Raw genomic sequence first — 16,882 nt, 5'->3', positions numbered from 1 at the left:
CAGTTTTCCCCTCCGGTAGGGATACCCGCCCCGGGCCGCGCTGATGCGCGGCCGAGGAGTCCCCAACAGGGCCGGAGCGCCCTCGTGAAGCGCGGTGACAGAAAGGGGCGGAACGGACATCCAGGGTGAACTTGCCTGATTTTCAGGGCCGTAGGTGACAACCGCTGTGCGTGTCGTCGCCAGGTGGATATAGCGTCTGCACCATGTCTGATGCCGCGCAGCTGACCATCACCGAGGTACGGGCCGCCGCAGAGGCGGTCAAGGCCGCTATCGACCGCCACCTGCAGGCCGTCTCCAGCTCCACCGAGCCCGGGGATCCGGTCGTCGTGCACGCCTACGAGGAGCTCGCGGCGGCCGCCATTGCCTACGACCAGATCCTTTACGAGGTCTACGACGAGGTCACCCCCTTCGAGATCCCGGGCGACGAGTCCGGGACGGGTTACCAGGGCCCCGAACAGCCCGAGGCGATCAGCGTGCTGATCCGCCGCGACTACCTGATCACCGACCCGAAGCGCCTGCGTGCCCAGGCCGAACGGGTCGACGAGGCGCTCACCCCCGGCGGGGGCAGCGAGGCCGAGGTGACCGCGGCGATCGGCGTGCTGTTCGGCGAGTACGAGCCGGACGAGATCGCCGCCCGGGCCGAGGAGTTCGGCCTGGAGGAGGGCGACTCCACGCTGTGGGTGTCGGCCACCGACCCTGCCGAGCCCGGCGAGTGGCTCCCCGAGCCGTTCGACGGCGCCGACCCGGAGCTGCTGATCTGCCGCTTCGACGTCAGCGAGGTCTACGACGACGAGCTGGACGACTGACGGACCACCCGCCCGACCCGGGAACTCCGAGGGCGAAGGGCCCGGGACGCATCGGCGGCCCGGGCCCTTCGCCGTCCACCCGGCGGCTTCCTGCAGCGGCTTCCTACTGGTCGGCGAGGACCGACCGCAGGCGGGTGGTGCGGTCGGCGGCGGGGCGGTCGGCGACCGCCTGGGCGAGCGCCGGGCCCGCCGCGTGGACCACCGACAGGTGCCGCTCGGCCCGGCCGAACGCCGTGTACACCCACTGCCTGGTCAGCTGCCCGGCCGCGTCCTCCGGCAGTACCACGACCACCGCCGGCCAGCGCCGGCCGACCGCCTGATGGGCCGTCATCGCCCAGCCGTGGCGCAGCTTCGCGGCCTGCTGCGGGGAGAGCGTCAGCCGCCCGCCGTCAGCCAGCTCCAGGTGCAGGCCGGCGGCGTCGCCGTCCAGCACCCGCCCGGGCAGGTTGACGCCCAGCGCGGGGGAGTGCACCACCCGGTCGCCCGGGTCGAAGCCGCCGAACCGGCCCGGGCCGGGGTTCAATCTGGCCTTCGCGGCGGCGTTCAGCGCCCGGGTGCCGGCCGGGCCGCCGTGGCCAGGCGTCAGCAGCACCGTCTGCTCGGACGGGATCGACAGGGCGCGCGGAATGGAGTCGGTGAGCAGCTGCACGGCGCGGTGCACGGCCTCGCCGCCGTCCTTGGCGGTGAGGATCACCACCTCCTTGTCGGGGGCGTCCACCGGCTGGAGCTCGCCGATGCCGATGCCCGAGACCAGCTCGCCGATCGGCCCGAAGTCCGGCGTGCGGGAGGCCACCGCCGGGCACGCCTTGGCGGCCAGCAGGTCGGCGAAGAACCGGCCCGGGCCGGCCGACCACAGGCCGCCCGGGTCGCCGGACAGCACCAGCCGGGTGCCGTCCGCGAGCGCCTCCAGCAGGGTGGCGGCGGTCTCCACGTCGAGCAGCGGGGCGTCCAGCACCACCAGCACGTCCAGCGGCAGGGTGCCGTCCACCGCGCGCGGGAGCCGCTCGCCGTACAGCAGTTCGGCCAGGGTGCCGATCCGGTCGGCGGCGGGGGAGCCCTCGGGGAGCAGCGCGGCCAGCGCGTCGCGGCCCTGACCCGTCCAGGTCGCCGCCCAGGCCCGCAGGCCGAGCCCGGCGGCGGCGTGCAGCAGCGCGGCCGGTTCGGCGCGGGCCGACTCGCCGCCGGTGTGCAGCACCAGACCGGACCCGGCGGCGTTGCGCACCAGCTCCTGCGCCGACCGCGACGGCGCGGCCTCGGCCGCCGCCTCCCACGCGGCCGGGCCGGGCTGCTGCACAGGGGCTTCCGCAGCCGCGCCCTCCTCGACGGTCTCCTCGGCAGCGTCCTCGACCGGCTCCTCGTCCGGCGCGAACTCGTCCGTGTCCTCGCCCGGCGCGAAGGTGGACAGCAGCCGGACCAGGCCCTCGCCGAGGCTCTCCTCCGCCAGCGCCAGGCGCTCCAGGGCGAGCAGGGTGCGGACGGGCGGCTCCTCGTCCTCGTCGTGGCTGCCGGGCGGCATCGGCAGTTCCTCCTGGAACGGCATCACCCGTCCGTCCTCCAGCACCGCCTGGAGCGCGCCCGCCGGGTCGGGGACGTGCTGGGCGCGCAGCGCCTCGGAGACCTCGCCGAGCTCCTGCGCGGAGTGCCCGCGCAGCGCGGCCTGCTCCAGCAGCCAGGCCACCAGCGCCTGGGCGCGCCGCGGGTCGCCGGGCTGCGCCTTCGGGCCGAGCAGCCCGCGGGCGAAGCCGTCGGCGTGCTCGGGGCGGACGCCGGGCAGCGAGAGCACCGCCCACGGGTCCTCGCGCAGCTGCTCGGCCGCGTCCTCACCGAGCGCGGCGACCGCGGCGGGGGCGAGCTGCGCGGGCGCGCCGCCGGCCGCCAGCACCTCGGCGACGGCCGTCAGCGCGGCCCGCCGCTGGGCGTCGGCGGTCGGGCCGTCGGCGCGCGGCGCGGCGGACGAGCCGGGGGCGGACGGCTCGTCAGGGCTGCCCGAGCCGCTCCGGCCGACGGCCCGGATCGCTTCGGCGAGGGCGGCGACGGTACCGGCGTGCTGCTCGGCGGCCGGGGCCGGGCTCTCCTCGGGGGTGGTCATGCGGAAGGCTCCTTCAGCGGGCCGGACGGCTACAGCTCCGTCCAGCCCTGGTCCGGGTAGCGGTGCACCGGGGCCGACACGTCGTCCAGGGCAGCGCGGATCTCACTCGGAAGCGTAAGGGCCTCCACCGACAGTGAGGACTGCAGCTGGGCGGCGGTGCGGGCCCCCAGCAGGGCGGCCGACACGCCGGGGCGGTCGCGGACCCAGGCGAGCGCGACCTTCAGCGGCGTGGAGGCCAGACCGTCGGCGGCGGTCGCCAGTGCGTCGACGATCCGGCGGGACGTCTCGCCCAGGTACGGCTTGACCGGCCCGGCGGGGTGCTGGCCGGCGCCGCGCGACTCCGCCGGCACACCGTGCCGGTACTTGCCGGTGAGCACGCCCCGGCCGAGCGGCGAGGCGGCCAGCAGGCCCACCCCGGCGTCCAGCGCGGCGGGCAGCGCCTCGCGTTCGATACCGCGCTGGAGCAGCGAGTACTCGAGCTGGACGGCGGCCAGCGGGGCGCGGCCGGGCGAAGCGCGCTGCCAGGCCGCGGACTTGGCGAGCTGCCAGCCGCTGTACTGGCACACCCCGGCGTACCGGGCCCGGCCGGAGGAGACCGCCAGGTCGAGCGCGTGCAGGGTCTCCTCGGTGGGCGTCGCCGGGTCGTACGCGTGCACCTGCCACAGGTCGACGTGGTCGGTGCCGAGGCGGCGCAGCGAGGCGTCCAGGGCGTTCAGCAGGTGGCCGCGGGAGCTGTTGTGGCGCCCGGAGCCGGGCAGCAGGCCGGCCTTGGTGGCGATCACCAGCTCGGAGCGCGGGACGAGGCCGTCGGTCAGCCGGGACAGCAGGTACTCGGCGCCGCCGTCGGCGTAGACGTCGGCGGTGTCCACCAGGGTGCCGCCGGCGTCCACGAAGGCCTTCAACTGCTCGGCGGCCTCCTGCTCGTCGGTGTCCCGGCCCCAGGTGAGGGTGCCCAGGCCGAGCCGGGAGACCCGCAGACCGGTGCGCCCGAGCTGTCGCTGTTGCATCGCGTCCCTCCGTCAACCCTGCTGCGCCACCCGCGACGGCGCAGGTCGGGGGCGGTGGCCCCCACGTGCGTGAGAGTAGCGGCGAAACCGGTTGCCGCCCGGGACGACCCGCCCGGCCGACAGGCTCAGCAGTACGTCTCGACGAACAGCAGGACGCGGCCGTGGTCGTCGGTGAACTCGTACGTTTCGTGGATGGGCAGCTCGGCGGCGCCGAACCGGGCCCGCGCCGCCAGCCGGGCGGCCGGGCGCTCGTCCGCCGGGAGGAAGCGGGGGAGCCACTGCCCGGCCCGGTCGTCGTAGGCCACGTCCATCGCCATCCGGTCGGCGGTGACGGCGAGCCGCTTGGCCCGGCGGGGGTCCAGCGGCCCGCCCGGGTGAGACGCCAGTGGCAGCCGTCGGCGACGGGCATCGGGTGGCAGGAGACCTCGGGCTGCTCCTCCGGCGGTGCGGGCATGGCCGCCACCAGGGCGGCGAAGGTCGGGGCAGGTGGTCGCTTCTTGGGCATCCGGGCAGCAGTTCAGGGCGGTGTGGGGGACAACGTGGCTACCGGCCAGTAGTGTGACCGCCGACACGGGGGCTACTCTCACCGCACCACCTGGACCGGAAGGCAGTGGGCACATGCGACTCGGGATCAACCTCGGCTACTGGGGACTCGGCCTGGACGCCGACAACATCGCCGTCGCCCAGGAGGCGGACCGCCTCGGCTACGCGGTCTGCTGGGCCGCCGAGGCGTACGGCTCGGACGCCGCCACCGTGCTGTCGTACGTCGCCGCGAAGACCGAACGGATCGACGTCGGCTCCGCGATCTTCCAGATCCCGGCCCGCACCCCCGCGATGACCGCGATGACCGCCGCCACCCTCGACACCCTCTCCGGCGGCCGCTTCCGGCTCGGCCTCGGCGTCTCCGGCCCGCAGGTCTCCGAGGGCTGGTACGGCGTCAGGTTCGACAAGCCGCTGGCCCGCACCCGCGAGTACGTGGAGATCATCCGCAAGGCGATGTCCCGCGAGCGGCTGGTCCACGACGGCGCCAACTGGACGCTGCCGCTGCCCGGCGGGCCCGGCAAGGCCCTCAAGCTCACCGTCCACCCGGTGCGCGAGCACATTCCCCTCTACATCGCCTCGATGGGCCCGAAGAACCTCGAACTCACCGGCGAGATCGCCGACGGCTGGCTCGGCCTGTTCTTCTCCCCCGAGCACGCCGCCCTCTCCGTGGACGCCCTCGCCGCGGGCCGTGCCAAGGCCGGCCTCGGTCTGGACGGTTTCGACCTCTGCCCCACCGTCAACATCGCGGTCGGCGACGACATCCACGCCGCCGCCGACACCCTGCGCGACTACACCGCCCTCTACCTCGGCGGCATGGGCAGCAAGGAGAAGAACTTCTACAGCCAGCTCGCCCGCCGGATGGGCTTCGAGCAGGCCGCCGACGAAGTCCAGACCCGCTACCTCGCCCACGACAAGCCCGGCGCCGCGGCCGCGGTCCCGCACGACTTCATCGACGCCACCGCCCTCCTCGGCGACACCGCCCGCATCGCCGACCGCATGCAGGCCTACGCCGCCGCCGGCGTCACCACCTTGACCCTTGCTCCCGCAGGCTGGACGCTCGACGAGCGGATCGCCGCCCTGCGCACGGGAGTTGACGCCCTGGAGCGGGCCGGCCTCGCCTGACGCAGCCGATGGTGCTGTCAGGTGGTGTCCCCGTTCGGGTGCGGAGGGCTGCTGGTGGGTCCGCTCGGATCGCTCGGGTTGCTCCGGCCGCGCGATTCGAGCCAGCGGCGGTACCGTTCGGCCGGGTCGGGCCGGGGTCTCCACTCGGTGATCGGGCCGTGCGATGGGTTCGGAGGGGGAATCGGGCTAGGAGTAAACTTGGGCGGTTCGTAGTATTTGCAGCCGATGCCGTGGGGCCCGGGATCTATAGTCAGATCGCTCATTCTTGTGGGGCCGGTGGGGCCGTGGTAGCTGCTGCCTTCGGAGGCGGCGCCGGGTTTGTTGAATGTCGGTGGGCGGTCCTGGTCCCCGTCCCCGCCGGCGCGGGTGAGGTCGGAGTGCGGGCCGCCGTCGGGGCCGGGCGGGGCGCTGTGGTGCTTGGCCGAGGCGGCGCCGGCGTGCAGGCCGGCGCCCGCGCCGCCGGAGAGGCCGGAGCCGAGCAGGGAGGAGGTGTCGACCTTGCCGGTGGTCAGGTACTGGGTGGCGGCGTCGGCGCCGACCCCGGTGGCCGCACCGATCGCCGCCTTCCCGGGCAGCGACCGCGCGGCGCTGCCCAGGCCGAGCCGGCCGGCCGCGCCGCCCAGCCCCTTGCCGACCAGGTGACCGGAGGCACCGCCGATCGCGCCGGCGAGGGCGTTCTGGCCCAGCTCCTTCAGGTCGATGTTCCGGCGGTGCCCCTCGGCGAGCTCGATGCCCTGGGCGAGCAGGTCGATCGCGGCCATCTGGGCGGCCTGCCTGGCCGCCATCGCCAGCGTCTCCTTCAACAGCGTCTTCAAAACCGTCGAAACCGCCGTCCGGCCCGCCGCGACGAACGCCGGTATCTGCGCCATCGAAGCACCGGCGGTCACCGGAGCCTCGGCCTCGGCGGTGGCGATCTCGAACGCCAGGATGCCCAGCTGTGCGACGATCTGGATCTTCGCCGTCTCCGCCGCGTTGGCGACCTGCTCCAGCAGGTCGCCCATCCCGTCCAGCGCGTTGACCACACCACCGAGCCGGCCCGGGTCGTCCACGCTGCCCGATCCGACCGAGAACCTGACCCAGTACGCGCCCAGCGCGTCGGCCGCGGCACCCTGCTGCCCGTCGAGAGCACGCCGAACCGCCGAATCCGCGCCCTGCGCAGCCTCCTTGAGCCCCTCGGCCGCCCGGCGGCAGTGCTCGGCCATCTCCCGCAACCGGTCCTCGTCCGCCTCCGGCCAACGGCAACCCGCCAGCAAAAGCAGGACCCACTGAAGCGGCTCGGGGAGTTCAACGGCCACGGACTGGTACCTCCGACTGCGAACGGTCCACGACGGCGCCCGGCCGCCACCGCGCCCGGAACAAGCCGTCCGGAGAAGCGGGTTCGAGCAGGAGCGAAGGTATCCGGCCCGACCACTCGCGTCCCGGCGGAACCACCGGCAGAAGTACGGGCCGCCGATTCCTGCCGGTGCGCGCCGCGCTGGTATGTTCCTGACGCATCATCCGCCGACGCGCCAACAGAGTCGCCGCCGCGACCCGCGCAGGCGGCCGGCACCACGGTCAGGGGCGCAGTCCTCGAACCGTCCCGGCGCCCGCCGTAAGGAGCCCGTCGTGCCGCTCACCCGCCAGGCGCCGCGCATCGCGCCCGCCGTCCGGCCGTGACCGCCCCCGGCGAGTTCGGCGCACTGCTGCGCCGACTGCGACTGCGCGCGGGCCACAGCCAGGAACACCTCGCCAACGCCGCCGGGCTCGGCGTGCGTACCCTCACCGACCTGGAACGCGGCAGGGCCCGCGGGCCGCAGCGCCGCACCGTCGAGGCACTCACCCGGGCCCTGGCCCTGGACCCGGACGACGCCCGCGCGCTGGAGGCCGCCGCCGCCCTGGGCCGCCCGCGCGCCGTGCGCGCGGCGCCACTCGCCGGTACGCTCGCCCTTCCCCGCGACCTGCGGGACTTCACCGCGCGTACCGAAGCACTCGACAAGGTGCGCGAGGCGGCGTCCTGCTCCGACCACGGCCCGGCCCCCGTCGCCCTGATCACCGGTCAACCGGGCCTGGGTAAGAGCGCGTTCGCCGTCCACGCGGCGCACCTGCTCGCCCCCGAATACCCCGACGGCCAACTCGCCCTCGACCTGCGCGGCACCGACGAGCAGCCGACCGACCCGCGCGAGGCACTGGCCCGGCTCCTGCGCGCCCTCGCCGTGGACGAGAGCGCCATTCCCCGCAGCACCGAGGAACGCTCCGGCCTGTGGCGCACCCTCACGGCGGACCGACGGCTGCTCGTCCTCCTCGACAACGCCGCGGACGAGGACCAGGTACGCCCGATGCTGCCCGACCGGGGCAACTCACTGACCCTGGTGACCAGCCGGCACTCGCTGGCCGGTCTGGAGTCGTCGCACCGGACGGACCTCGGCCTGCTGCGCCGGGAGGAGGCCGTCCACCTGCTGACCCGCATCCTCGGCGCCGACCGGGTCGCCGCCGAGGAACAGGCCGCCCGCGATCTCGCCGACCTGTGCGGCCGGCTGCCACTGGCCATCCGGGTGGCCGGCCAACGGCTGGCCGCGCGACCGGCCGAACGCATCGGCACCCTCGTGTCGCACCTCACCGACGAGGAAAGACGGCTGGACGCCCTTCGCGCCGGCAGCCTGGAAGTCCGCGCGGCGTTCGCCCTCTCCTACCGCCGCCTCGCGCCCCCCGCACGCACACTGCTGCGCCGCGCCGCGCTCGCGCAAGGACCGGACTTCAGCGCCCACACCCTCGCCCTGCTCGCCGACCTGCCCCTGCGCCGAGCACGGCAACTGGCCGAGGACCTCGAACAGCAGGGACTGCTGCAAGCCACCCCGCAGCCGGACCGCTACCGCTTCCACGACCTGCTGCGCCTGTTCGCGGCCGAGCAGCTCGCCGAGGAGGACGACCCCGCCGCGATCGAACGGATCCGATCGCAGGCCGCCCGCTGGCTACTGGCCCGGGCCGAGGCCGCCGCCGCGCACTTCGACGCCGAACACGACCGCCCCGTCACCAGTGATCCCGACCCGGCCACCGCGCCGGCAGACGCCGGACAGGCCCGCGCCTGGCTGGAGGCCGAACGGGAACAGTGGCTGTGGGCCCTGCGGCACGCCCACGACCGCGGGCTGCACCGCGAGGTCGTGGACACCGCCGAGGCCATGCACTGGTTCTCCGACCGCACCCAGCACTGGGAGCAGTGGACCGAGGTGTTCGAGCTGTCGGCGGCATCGGCCGAAGCCCTCGGCTCCCGCGCCGAGCAGGCCGCCCACCTCAACTACCTGGCCTGGGCGCACAACCTCCGCACCTACGACCACCAGCGGGCACTGGAGACCGCCGACCGGGCCCTCGCCGCCGCGCTCGCCGCCGGAGATCGCCTGCAACAGGGCTGGGCCCTCGGCTACGGAGCCGGAGCCCTGCACCGCCTGGGCCGCACGGAGGAGGCCACCGCCCGGATGCGGTCCGCCGCCGACTGCCACCAGCACAATCCCGACCCGCGCAGCCGGCTCGCGGAAGTGAGCGCCTGGAACGCCCTCGGCACCCTGCTGCGCGACGCGGGCGAAGCCGGAGAGGCGCTCACGGTCCACCGCCGCAGCGAAGCCATCTGCCACGCCGGGATCCCCGGCCAGACCCCCACACTCCACACCGTCTACCTCGCCATCACCGAGCACCAACTCGGCTGCGACCTGGCCGCCCTGACCCGCTGGAGCGAAGCCGAGCCGCCGCTGCGCCGGGCGCTGGCCGCTTTCGAGTCGCTCGACATGCCGGCCTGGAGCGAGCCCGTCCGGCTCGACCTCGCCGTCGCCCTGCACCACCAGGGACGCCGCGACGAGGCCCGGGCCGAGCTGACCACGGCCCATCGCGCGCTCGTCGGCCTCAACCACCGGCGCCACACCGAAGCGGCCGACCTGCTGCACAAGTCGGCCACCGAACCTGCGGGCTGAACCCCCGAAAGCCGCACCCCCCCGGCAGGCCGCCGAGCCGGGGAGCGCGGCCGTTCGGCCTGGTGGCCGCCTCGCACGACGGCCTCGACACCGGGCAGGGCGATCGCCGGGGCGCGCGAGAACCGCCGGCCCGGCACTCGCCCCGGTCAGGCCCTTCGGAGCCTCGCCGGGGCGAAGTGCTGCCTCCCGGCGGGCGCGTTCGTCCAGCCGCCGGGCCGCCCGGGCGCTCGACGGGCGGATCGCCGTGCGGCGCACGGGAGGTGACGCCCCGGAGAGGCCGGGTCCGGCCCTGGACGGATCGAGCACCGGCCCTCGAACAGCGAGTAAAGGTGCTGGCAAGAAAGCGTTTTGACGGGGTAAGTGGTTCCGATACGATCACCCGCGTTCGCCGCCGTGGCAGTGCGCTCCGGCGAAGGGCGACACACCTCTGAACCACTGTTCCTTGGGGGAACGTTGAGCATACGCCGTTCGATCGCCGCAGCCGTCTTCGTCGCCGCGGTCTCCGCTCCGACCGTCCTCGGCTCCACCCCCGCCCTTGCCGACAGCGCGCCCGCCCCCACCGGCCAGTCCCTGCCGGACGCGCCCGTTGCCGACGCCCCGGCGGCGGACGCCCCGGCGGAGACCGGCCCCGCCACGCCCGCGCCCTCCACCGTCATCTCGCCGGAGGAGGAAGCCGAACTGCGGGCCCGGCTGGCCAAGGTGATCGAGGAGCCGGGGCACAGCCGGTACTTCTACGAGCACGCCAAGGCGGCGATGGCCGGCACGGCCGAGGACGTCAAGCACTTCCTGGACGTCGAGATGGCGCAGATCATCCGCAGCGACAAGCGCGTCCGGGTCTCGCAGATCCTGGAGCAGGCCACGCCGGGCAGCCGCCTGGCGGAGGCCGCGAGCAAGGCGCTGGACGGCGACGACGCGGCGATCGACCACTTCCTGGAGGTCGAGGCCCCGAGGCTGCTCGCCAACGACCGCTGGTGGAAGGTGCTCCACCAGCTGGTCCGGCCGGGCAGCTCGCTCACCATCACCGAGGCCGCCGCCCAGGTGCTGAGCGCGGACGACGCCGAGGCCTTCCGGTCCGACCTGAAGAACGTCAGTGACGACGACGCCCGGCTGTGGCTCTCCCAGGCCATGTCGCTGGGCGGGCCCGAGGTCCGGAAGGCCGCCGGTGAGGCCCTGGACGCGAACACCTCCGAGGCCTTGCACACCTTCCTGCTCACCGGCCTGGCCGAGGCCCAGGCCCGGGACACCGCCAACGCCCAGGAGACGGGCGGCGGCAACAACGGCGGCGGCAACAGCGGCGGCGGCAACAGCGGCAACACCGGCGGCACCGGCGACGGCACCACCCCGAACCAGGGCGGCCAGGGCGGCGGCACCACCGTCACCCCGGCGTCCGACACGACCCAGACCGGCACCGGCACGGGTACCAACTCCGGTACCAACACCTCCGGCACGGGCACCTCCGGCACGGGCACCTCCGGCACGGGCACCCTCGCCTCCACCGGCGTCGACGCCCCGCTCGGCACCCTGGCCGCCACCGGCGCGGCCTCCGTGGCCCTCGGCAGCGCCCTGGTGGCCGCCCGGCGCCGTCGGCAGCGGCAGTCCTGACCCCCCGTCCGCCGAACGCTCGGGTCGGCCGGCCCGGCCCCACAGCACCCCCCCCTCGCGGCGTCGAACAGTAGGTAAAGGAAAAGGCAAGAAAACCCCGCAGTGGGCAAGTGGTTTCGATACGATCACCTCGTCCGTCGCCGTGACAGCCCGTCACAGCGGCGGACGACGCGTCTTATGGAGCACTGTTCCTTGGGGGGACCTTGAACATTCGCCGTTCGATCGCCACCACCGTCCTCGTCGCGGCGGTCTCCGTCCCGACCGGCCTCGGCGCCACCCCGGCCCTGGCCGACACCACGCCCGCGCCCGCCGCGCAGTCACAGTCGGCCGCCGGGTCCGCGCTCTCCTCCGACATCACGCCGGAGGAGGAGATCGAGCTGCGGGCCCGGCTGGCCAAGGTGATCGCGGAGCCCGGGCACAGCCGGTACTTCTACGAGCACGCCCAGGCGGCGATGGCAGGCACGGCCGAGGACGTCAAGCGCTTCCTCGAGGTCGAGATGCCGCAGATCATCCGCGACGACAGGCGCGTCAAGGTGGTCGTGATCCTCTCCAAGGCCACGCCCGGCAGCCCGATCGCGGCGGCCGCGAACAGGGCGCTGAGCGGCGGCGACGCGGAGATCGACTACTTCCTCGTCGTCGAGTACCCGCAGCTCCTCGACGACGAGCGCTGGCGGAAGGTGATCGACCGGCTGATCCGGCCGGGCAGCTCGCTCACCCTCACCGAGGCCGCCACCCAGGCGCTGAGCGCGGACGACTTCGCGGCGTTCCAGGCCGGCCTGGACACCATCGGCGACAGCGACATCCGGGTGCGGCTTGCCCGGGCCATGTACCTCGGCGGCCCCGAGGTCAAGAAGCTCGTCAACGAGGCCCTGAGCTCGAACGACTCCGCGTTCCTGCGCCACGTCCTGCTCGTCGGCCTGGCCGAGGCTCAGGCCCGCGACGCCGCCAACGGCTTCTGAGTCGGCCGCGGCAGTCCCGACGATCGGCCCGAAGGCCCGGCACCCCCGCCGGGCCTTTCGGCCTTCGGTGGGTGCGCCTACAGCCAGCCCGCGCGTTTGAACAGGCGGTGCAGGACGACACAGACGCCGCCCATCACGGCCAGCGCGGCGGGGTAGCCCCAGGGCTGGCTGAGTTCCGGCATGTGCTCGAAGTTCATGCCGTAGATGCCGGCGATCATGGTGGGGACGGCGGCCAGGGCGGCCCAGGCGGAGATCTTCCGCATGTCGTCGTTCTGCTGGACGCTGACCTGGGCGAGGTTGGCGGAGAGGATGTCGGAGAGCAGCCGGTCCAGGCTCTCCACCACCTCGTTGACCTTGGCCAGGTGGTCGGCGACGTCCCGGAAGTAGGGGCGCAGTTCGGCGGGGACGAAGGGCACCCTGACCTCGCCGACGGCGGTGCCGGTCCGGGTGAAGCGCAGGGCGGGCTCCATCAGCGGGTAGGTGGCCTTGCGGAAGTTCACCACCTGCCGTTTGAAGGCGTAGATGCGTTCGGCGGCGCCGCGGACCCGGCCGGGGGAGAAGATCTCGGCCTCCAACTCGTCCAGGTCCGTCTGGAGTTCGGTGGCCACGTCGAGGTACTGGTCGACCGCCATGTCGCAGATCGCGTAGAGCACGGCGGCGGGGCCGTGGGCGAGCAGTTCGGGCTGCTTCTCGAGGTTGGCCCGCAGGTCCTTGAGGGGGCTCTCCGGCCCGTGGCGGACCGTCATCACGTACGAGTCGCCCAGGAATATCATCAGCTCGCCGATGGAGACCGACTCGTCCTTCGGGTGGTACCCGGCGGTCTTCAGAACGGTGAACACCGAGTCCTGGTAGATGTCCACCTTCGGGCGCTGATGCGCCGTCAACGCGTCCTCGACCGCCAGCGGGTGCAGGCCGAACTCGTCGACGGCATGGTCGAATTCGGCCCTCGTCGGGTCCGCCAGGCCGATCCACACGAAGCCGTCGCCGGACGCCCGGACCGCCTCCAGCGCGTCCGAGAAGTCCTCCGGTCCCTCGGTGCGCCGCCCGTCCCGGTAAGTGCCGCAATCCACGATCATGCCCGCCATTGTGACCCGAACCCCCGGGCCGCCGGGAGGGGTGCACCCCGTACGCTTGCGGTATGCCCACCCTGCTGCTCGTGCGCCACGGCCGCTCCACCGCCAACACCGCCGGAATCCTGGCCGGCTGGACGCCCGGCGTCGACCTGGACGACACCGGCCGCGCGCAGGCCGCCGCCCTGCCCGAACGGCTGGCCGGACTGCCCGTCGCCCGCCTGGTCAGCAGCCCGCTGGAGCGCTGCCGCCAGACCCTGGAACCGCTGGTCGCCGCCCGCCCCGAACTCGGCCCGCCCGACCTCGACGAGCGGCTCGGCGAATGCCACTACGGCGACTGGACCGGCCGCCCGCTGTCCGAACTCGCCGACGAGCCGCTCTGGCGCACCGTCCAGGACCACGCCTCGGGCGCGGCCTTCCCCGGCGGCGAATCGCTGCGCACGCTCAGCCACCGCACCGTGGACGCCGTCCGCGAGTGGAACGAGAAGATCGCCGTCGAACACGGCCCGGACGCGCTCTGGGCGGTCGCCACCCACGGCGACGTGATCAAGGCGATCGTCGCGGACGCCCTCGGCCTGCACCTCGACCACTTCCAGCGGATCTCCGTCGAGCCGTGCTCCGTCACCGCGATCCGCTACACCCCGAACCGCCCGTACCTGCTGCGCCTCGGCGACACCGGCACCCTGGCCTCGCTCGCCCCGCGCCCGCACGGCCACTCGGCCGGCGACGACGCGGTGGTCGGCGGCGACACCGGCACCGTCTGAGCCCGGCCGGGCCGGCACCGCACCAGCCCCACCGTCCCCACCGGGAATCCGCGCCACCCGCGCCCCACGGCAGGCCCGTTTGGCCGTAGGGTGAGAGGCGAGAAGACCGCACACCCCCGTACCGGAGCGAGCAGCGTGTCCCGTCAGGTCCACTTCTACGACCAGCCCGAGCGGTTCGTGGCCGGCACCGTCGGCCAGCCCGGCGCCCGGGCGTTCTACCTGCAGGCCTCCTCGCGCGGCCGGATCACCAGCGTCCTGCTGGAGAAGGCCCAGGTCGCCGCCCTCGCCGAACGCATCGAGGAAGTCCTCGACGAGGCGCTGCGGCGCAGCGGCGGCGACGCCTCCATCCCGGCCGCCGCGCCCGTCGACCTGCTCGACGCCGCCCCGCTCGACCTGCCGCTGGAGCAGGAGTTCCGGGTCGGCACCATGGCCCTCGCCTGGGACGCCCGCGAGGAGTGCCTGGTGATCGAGGCGCAGGCGTACGTCGAGGAGTCCGAGGACGAGGACGAGATCGAGGTCTTCGACGACGAGAACGGCCCCGACCTGCTGCGGGTGCGGCTCAGCGGCGCGATGGCCCGGGTGTTCGCCAAGCGCGCCCTCGACCTGGTCGCGGCGGGCCGCAAGCCCTGCCCGTTCTGCAACCTGCCGCTCGACCCCGAGGGCCACCTGTGCCCCCGCGCGAACGGCTACCGGCGCTGAACGAGCAGCGCGCCGTGGAAGCCCCCGGCACCGACCCGGCCACCAGCGCCGCACTGGCCGCCGACACCCCCGCCGCCCTCGCCCTGCTGCGCGAGGGCGCGCTGGCCGTCCACGGCCGCGTCACCGACGCCTCCAACGCCGTCCTCTACTGCACCGCAACGCTCGACGGCGTCACCGCCCCCTGCGTGTACAAGCCCGTCGCCGGCGAACGCCCGCTGTGGGACTTCCCCGACGGCACCCTGGCCGGCCGGGAGACCGCCGCCCACGAGGTCTCCGCCGCCACCGGCTGGCAGCTGATCCCGCCGACCGTCCTGCGCGACGGCCCGGTCGGCCCCGGCATGGTCCAGCTGTGGATCGAACCCGACCCGGACGCCCCCGAACTCCTCGACCTCCAGCCCCTGGACGGGCCCGCCGACGGCTGGCTCCCCATCGTCCGCGCCGAGGTCGACGCCGGACGCCAGGCCTGGCTGGTGCACCGCGACGACGAACGGCTGCGCCGGCTCGCCGTGCTGGACGCCGTCCTCAACAACGCCGACCGCAAGGGCGGCCACTGGCTGCCCGCCGCCGACGGCCGGATCTACGGCATCGACCACGGCGTCACCTTCCACACCGAGCCCAAACTCCGCACCCTGCTGTGGGGCTGGGCCGACCGCCCGCTCACCGCCGAGGCCCTCGAGGTCCTCGGCCGGCTCGCCACCGACCTCGACGGCGCCCTCGGCGAGCGGCTGCGCCCGCACCTGACCCCCGTCGAACTCGACGCGCTGCGGGCCCGGACCGGCGCGCTGCTGGCCTCCGGACGGCATCCGCTGCCGTCGGCTGACTGGCCGTCTATTCCCTGGCCGCCGGTCTGATACCGATCCGAAACAGAGAACAAGCGGAATCAAGCCGATCATGCCAACAGGTTGGTCTTTCAAATCAGTGCACGGTTAGAGTCGGTGCCATGCATGCCTGGCCCACTTCCGAGGTTCCCGCCCTGCCCGGTCAGGGGCTTCCCCTGCGCATTTACGACACCGCCACGAGCAGTGTCCGAGAGGTCGTTCCCACCGGCCCGACCGCCCGGCTCTACGTCTGCGGCATCACTCCCTACGACGCGACCCACCTGGGCCACGCAGCCACCTACAACACCTTCGACCTGGTCCAGCGGGTCTGGAAGGACGCCGGCCACGACGTCCTGTACGTCCAGAACGTCACCGACGTCGACGATCCGCTCCTGGAGCGCGCCGTCGCCACCGGCCAGGACTGGACCGAACTCGCCGCCCGCGAAACCGCGCTGTTCCGCGAGGACATGACCGCGCTGCGGATGCTCCCGCCCGCGCACTACATCGGCGCCGTCGAATCCATCCCGTGGATCGTCCCGCTGGTGCAGCAGCTGCTCGCCTCCGGCGCCGCCTACGAGGTCGACGGCGACATCTACTTCTCCGTCGAGTCCGACCCGCACTTCGGCGAGGTCTCCGGGCTCACCCGCGAACAGATGCTGCCGATCTTCGCCGAACGCGGTGGCGACCCCGAGCGCCCCGGCAAGAAGAACCCCCTCGACGCGCTGCTCTGGCTCGCCGCCCGCCCCGGCGAACCCGCCTGGGACACCGAACTCGGCCACGGCCGGCCCGGCTGGCACATCGAGTGCGTCGCCATCGCGCTCAAGTACCTCGGCATGGAGTTCGACCTCCAGGGCGGCGGCAGCGACCTGTCCTTCCCGCACCACGAGATGGGCGCCTCGCACGCCCAGGTCGCCCTCGGCACCCACCCCTACGCCCGCGCCTACGTGCACGCCGGGATGGTCGGCCTCGACGGCCACAAGATGTCCAAGTCCCGCGGCAACCTGGTGTTCGTCTCGGCCCTGCGACGCGACGGCATCGACCCCGCCGCGATCAGGCTCGCGCTGCTCGCCCACCACTACCGCAGCGACTGGGAATGGACGGCCGAGGACCTCGACACCGCCCTCACCCGCCTCGCCACCTGGCGCGCAGCGGTCTCCCGCCCCGACGGCCCCCCCGCCACCGCACTGCTCGCCGAGCTCCGCGAGGCCCTCGCCAACGACCTCGACGCCCCCGCGGCCCTCGCCGCGGTGGACCGCTGGGCGGCGACCGCCCACGCGAACGGCGGCGAGGACATCGGCGCCCCGGGCCTGGTCTCCCGCGCGGTCGACGCGCTCCTGGGCGTAGCCCTTTAAGGGAGCGCACCATCAGGGGCGCGGGGAACTGCGCGACAAGCGCGAAGCCCGTCCGCAAGGTCGCGATCAAGTGCAGGTCATTGTCCTGCGTCGCGATCTTGCGGTTGGGTGCC

The 16,882-nt window shown here is 74.0% G+C and carries 14 protein-coding genes; 9 read left to right on the top strand and 5 right to left on the bottom strand.

Features of this window, described 5'->3' with window-relative positions:
* Window positions 1–203 precede the first annotated feature (203 nt).
* On the top strand, window positions 204–806 hold the full coding sequence (locus ACGFWJ_RS01275; RefSeq protein WP_387634076.1) for a hypothetical protein: 603 nt from the start codon (window positions 204–206) through the stop codon (window positions 804–806).
* 103 nt (window positions 807–909) lie between these two features.
* Here the strand turns inward: ACGFWJ_RS01275 and ACGFWJ_RS01270 are convergent, their stop codons facing one another.
* The 3 genes from ACGFWJ_RS01270 to ACGFWJ_RS01260 form a co-directional block, all read right to left on the bottom strand.
* The gene (locus ACGFWJ_RS01270) at window positions 910–2,895 is read right to left on the bottom strand and encodes a helix-hairpin-helix domain-containing protein (protein WP_392944025.1); all 1,986 of its coding nucleotides are present in this window, start codon (window positions 2,893–2,895) and stop codon (window positions 910–912) included.
* Window positions 2,896–2,924: 29 nt separating this feature from the next.
* Window positions 2,925–3,902 carry an aldo/keto reductase gene (locus tag ACGFWJ_RS01265; RefSeq protein WP_392944023.1) on the bottom strand — a complete coding sequence of 326 codons (978 nt, stop codon included), beginning with the start codon at window positions 3,900–3,902 and terminating at the stop codon, window positions 2,925–2,927.
* A 125-nt stretch (window positions 3,903–4,027) separates the two neighbouring features.
* On the bottom strand, window positions 4,028–4,219 hold the full coding sequence (locus tag ACGFWJ_RS01260) for a hypothetical protein (RefSeq protein ID WP_392944021.1): 192 nt from the start codon (window positions 4,217–4,219) through the stop codon (window positions 4,028–4,030).
* Between the two features lie 301 nt (window positions 4,220–4,520).
* On the opposite strand from ACGFWJ_RS01260, the gene ACGFWJ_RS01255 reads away from it, so the two are divergent.
* A complete protein-coding gene (locus tag ACGFWJ_RS01255) occupies window positions 4,521–5,567 on the top strand; it encodes an LLM class F420-dependent oxidoreductase (protein WP_392944019.1) in 1,047 nt (348 codons plus the stop codon).
* Window positions 5,568–5,584: 17 nt separating this feature from the next.
* Here ACGFWJ_RS01255 and ACGFWJ_RS01250 read toward each other — a convergent pair whose 3' ends face one another.
* Complete coding sequence (locus ACGFWJ_RS01250; protein WP_392944017.1) at window positions 5,585–6,862, bottom strand: hypothetical protein; 1,278 nt, start codon at window positions 6,860–6,862, stop codon at window positions 5,585–5,587.
* Window positions 6,863–7,219: 357 nt separating this feature from the next.
* Between ACGFWJ_RS01250 and ACGFWJ_RS01245 the strand changes: the two genes are divergently transcribed.
* From ACGFWJ_RS01245 to ACGFWJ_RS01235, 3 genes are all read left to right on the top strand, one after another.
* Complete coding sequence (locus tag ACGFWJ_RS01245) at window positions 7,220–9,505, top strand: helix-turn-helix domain-containing protein (protein WP_392944015.1); 2,286 nt, start codon at window positions 7,220–7,222, stop codon at window positions 9,503–9,505.
* Window positions 9,506–9,958: 453 nt separating this feature from the next.
* Window positions 9,959–11,107: an ALF repeat-containing protein gene (locus ACGFWJ_RS01240; RefSeq protein WP_392944013.1), complete on the top strand. Its 1,149-nt coding sequence runs from the start codon at window positions 9,959–9,961 to the stop codon at window positions 11,105–11,107.
* 203 nt (window positions 11,108–11,310) lie between these two features.
* On the top strand, window positions 11,311–12,066 hold the full coding sequence (locus tag ACGFWJ_RS01235) for a hypothetical protein (RefSeq protein ID WP_392944011.1): 756 nt from the start codon (window positions 11,311–11,313) through the stop codon (window positions 12,064–12,066).
* A 77-nt stretch (window positions 12,067–12,143) separates the two neighbouring features.
* Here ACGFWJ_RS01235 and ACGFWJ_RS01230 read toward each other — a convergent pair whose 3' ends face one another.
* A complete protein-coding gene (locus tag ACGFWJ_RS01230; RefSeq protein ID WP_392944009.1) occupies window positions 12,144–13,142 on the bottom strand; it encodes a magnesium and cobalt transport protein CorA in 999 nt (332 codons plus the stop codon).
* Window positions 13,143–13,204: 62 nt separating this feature from the next.
* On the opposite strand from ACGFWJ_RS01230, the gene ACGFWJ_RS01225 reads away from it, so the two are divergent.
* The 4 genes from ACGFWJ_RS01225 to mshC all read left to right on the top strand — a co-directional run bounded on the left by ACGFWJ_RS01225 (window position 13,205) and on the right by mshC (window position 16,769).
* Complete coding sequence (locus ACGFWJ_RS01225; protein ID WP_387634050.1) at window positions 13,205–13,900, top strand: histidine phosphatase family protein; 696 nt, start codon at window positions 13,205–13,207, stop codon at window positions 13,898–13,900.
* Between the two features lie 135 nt (window positions 13,901–14,035).
* Complete coding sequence (locus tag ACGFWJ_RS01220; RefSeq protein WP_392944007.1) at window positions 14,036–14,599, top strand: DUF3090 domain-containing protein; 564 nt, start codon at window positions 14,036–14,038, stop codon at window positions 14,597–14,599.
* Window positions 14,569–15,450: an SCO1664 family protein gene (locus tag ACGFWJ_RS01215; RefSeq protein WP_392944005.1), complete on the top strand. Its 882-nt coding sequence runs from the start codon at window positions 14,569–14,571 to the stop codon at window positions 15,448–15,450. The genes ACGFWJ_RS01220 and ACGFWJ_RS01215 overlap by 31 nt, the downstream gene beginning before the upstream one ends.
* An 89-nt stretch (window positions 15,451–15,539) precedes the next feature.
* Window positions 15,540–16,769 carry a cysteine--1-D-myo-inosityl 2-amino-2-deoxy-alpha-D-glucopyranoside ligase gene (mshC, locus tag ACGFWJ_RS01210; protein WP_392944003.1) on the top strand — a complete coding sequence of 410 codons (1,230 nt, stop codon included), beginning with the start codon at window positions 15,540–15,542 and terminating at the stop codon, window positions 16,767–16,769.
* Window positions 16,770–16,882: the final 113 nt, after the last annotated feature.

The organism is Kitasatospora sp. NPDC048407 (assembly GCF_043200475.1).
Lineage (GTDB): Bacteria > Actinomycetota > Actinomycetes > Streptomycetales > Streptomycetaceae > Kitasatospora.
This window is presented reverse-complemented; position numbering and strand designations above follow the sequence as displayed.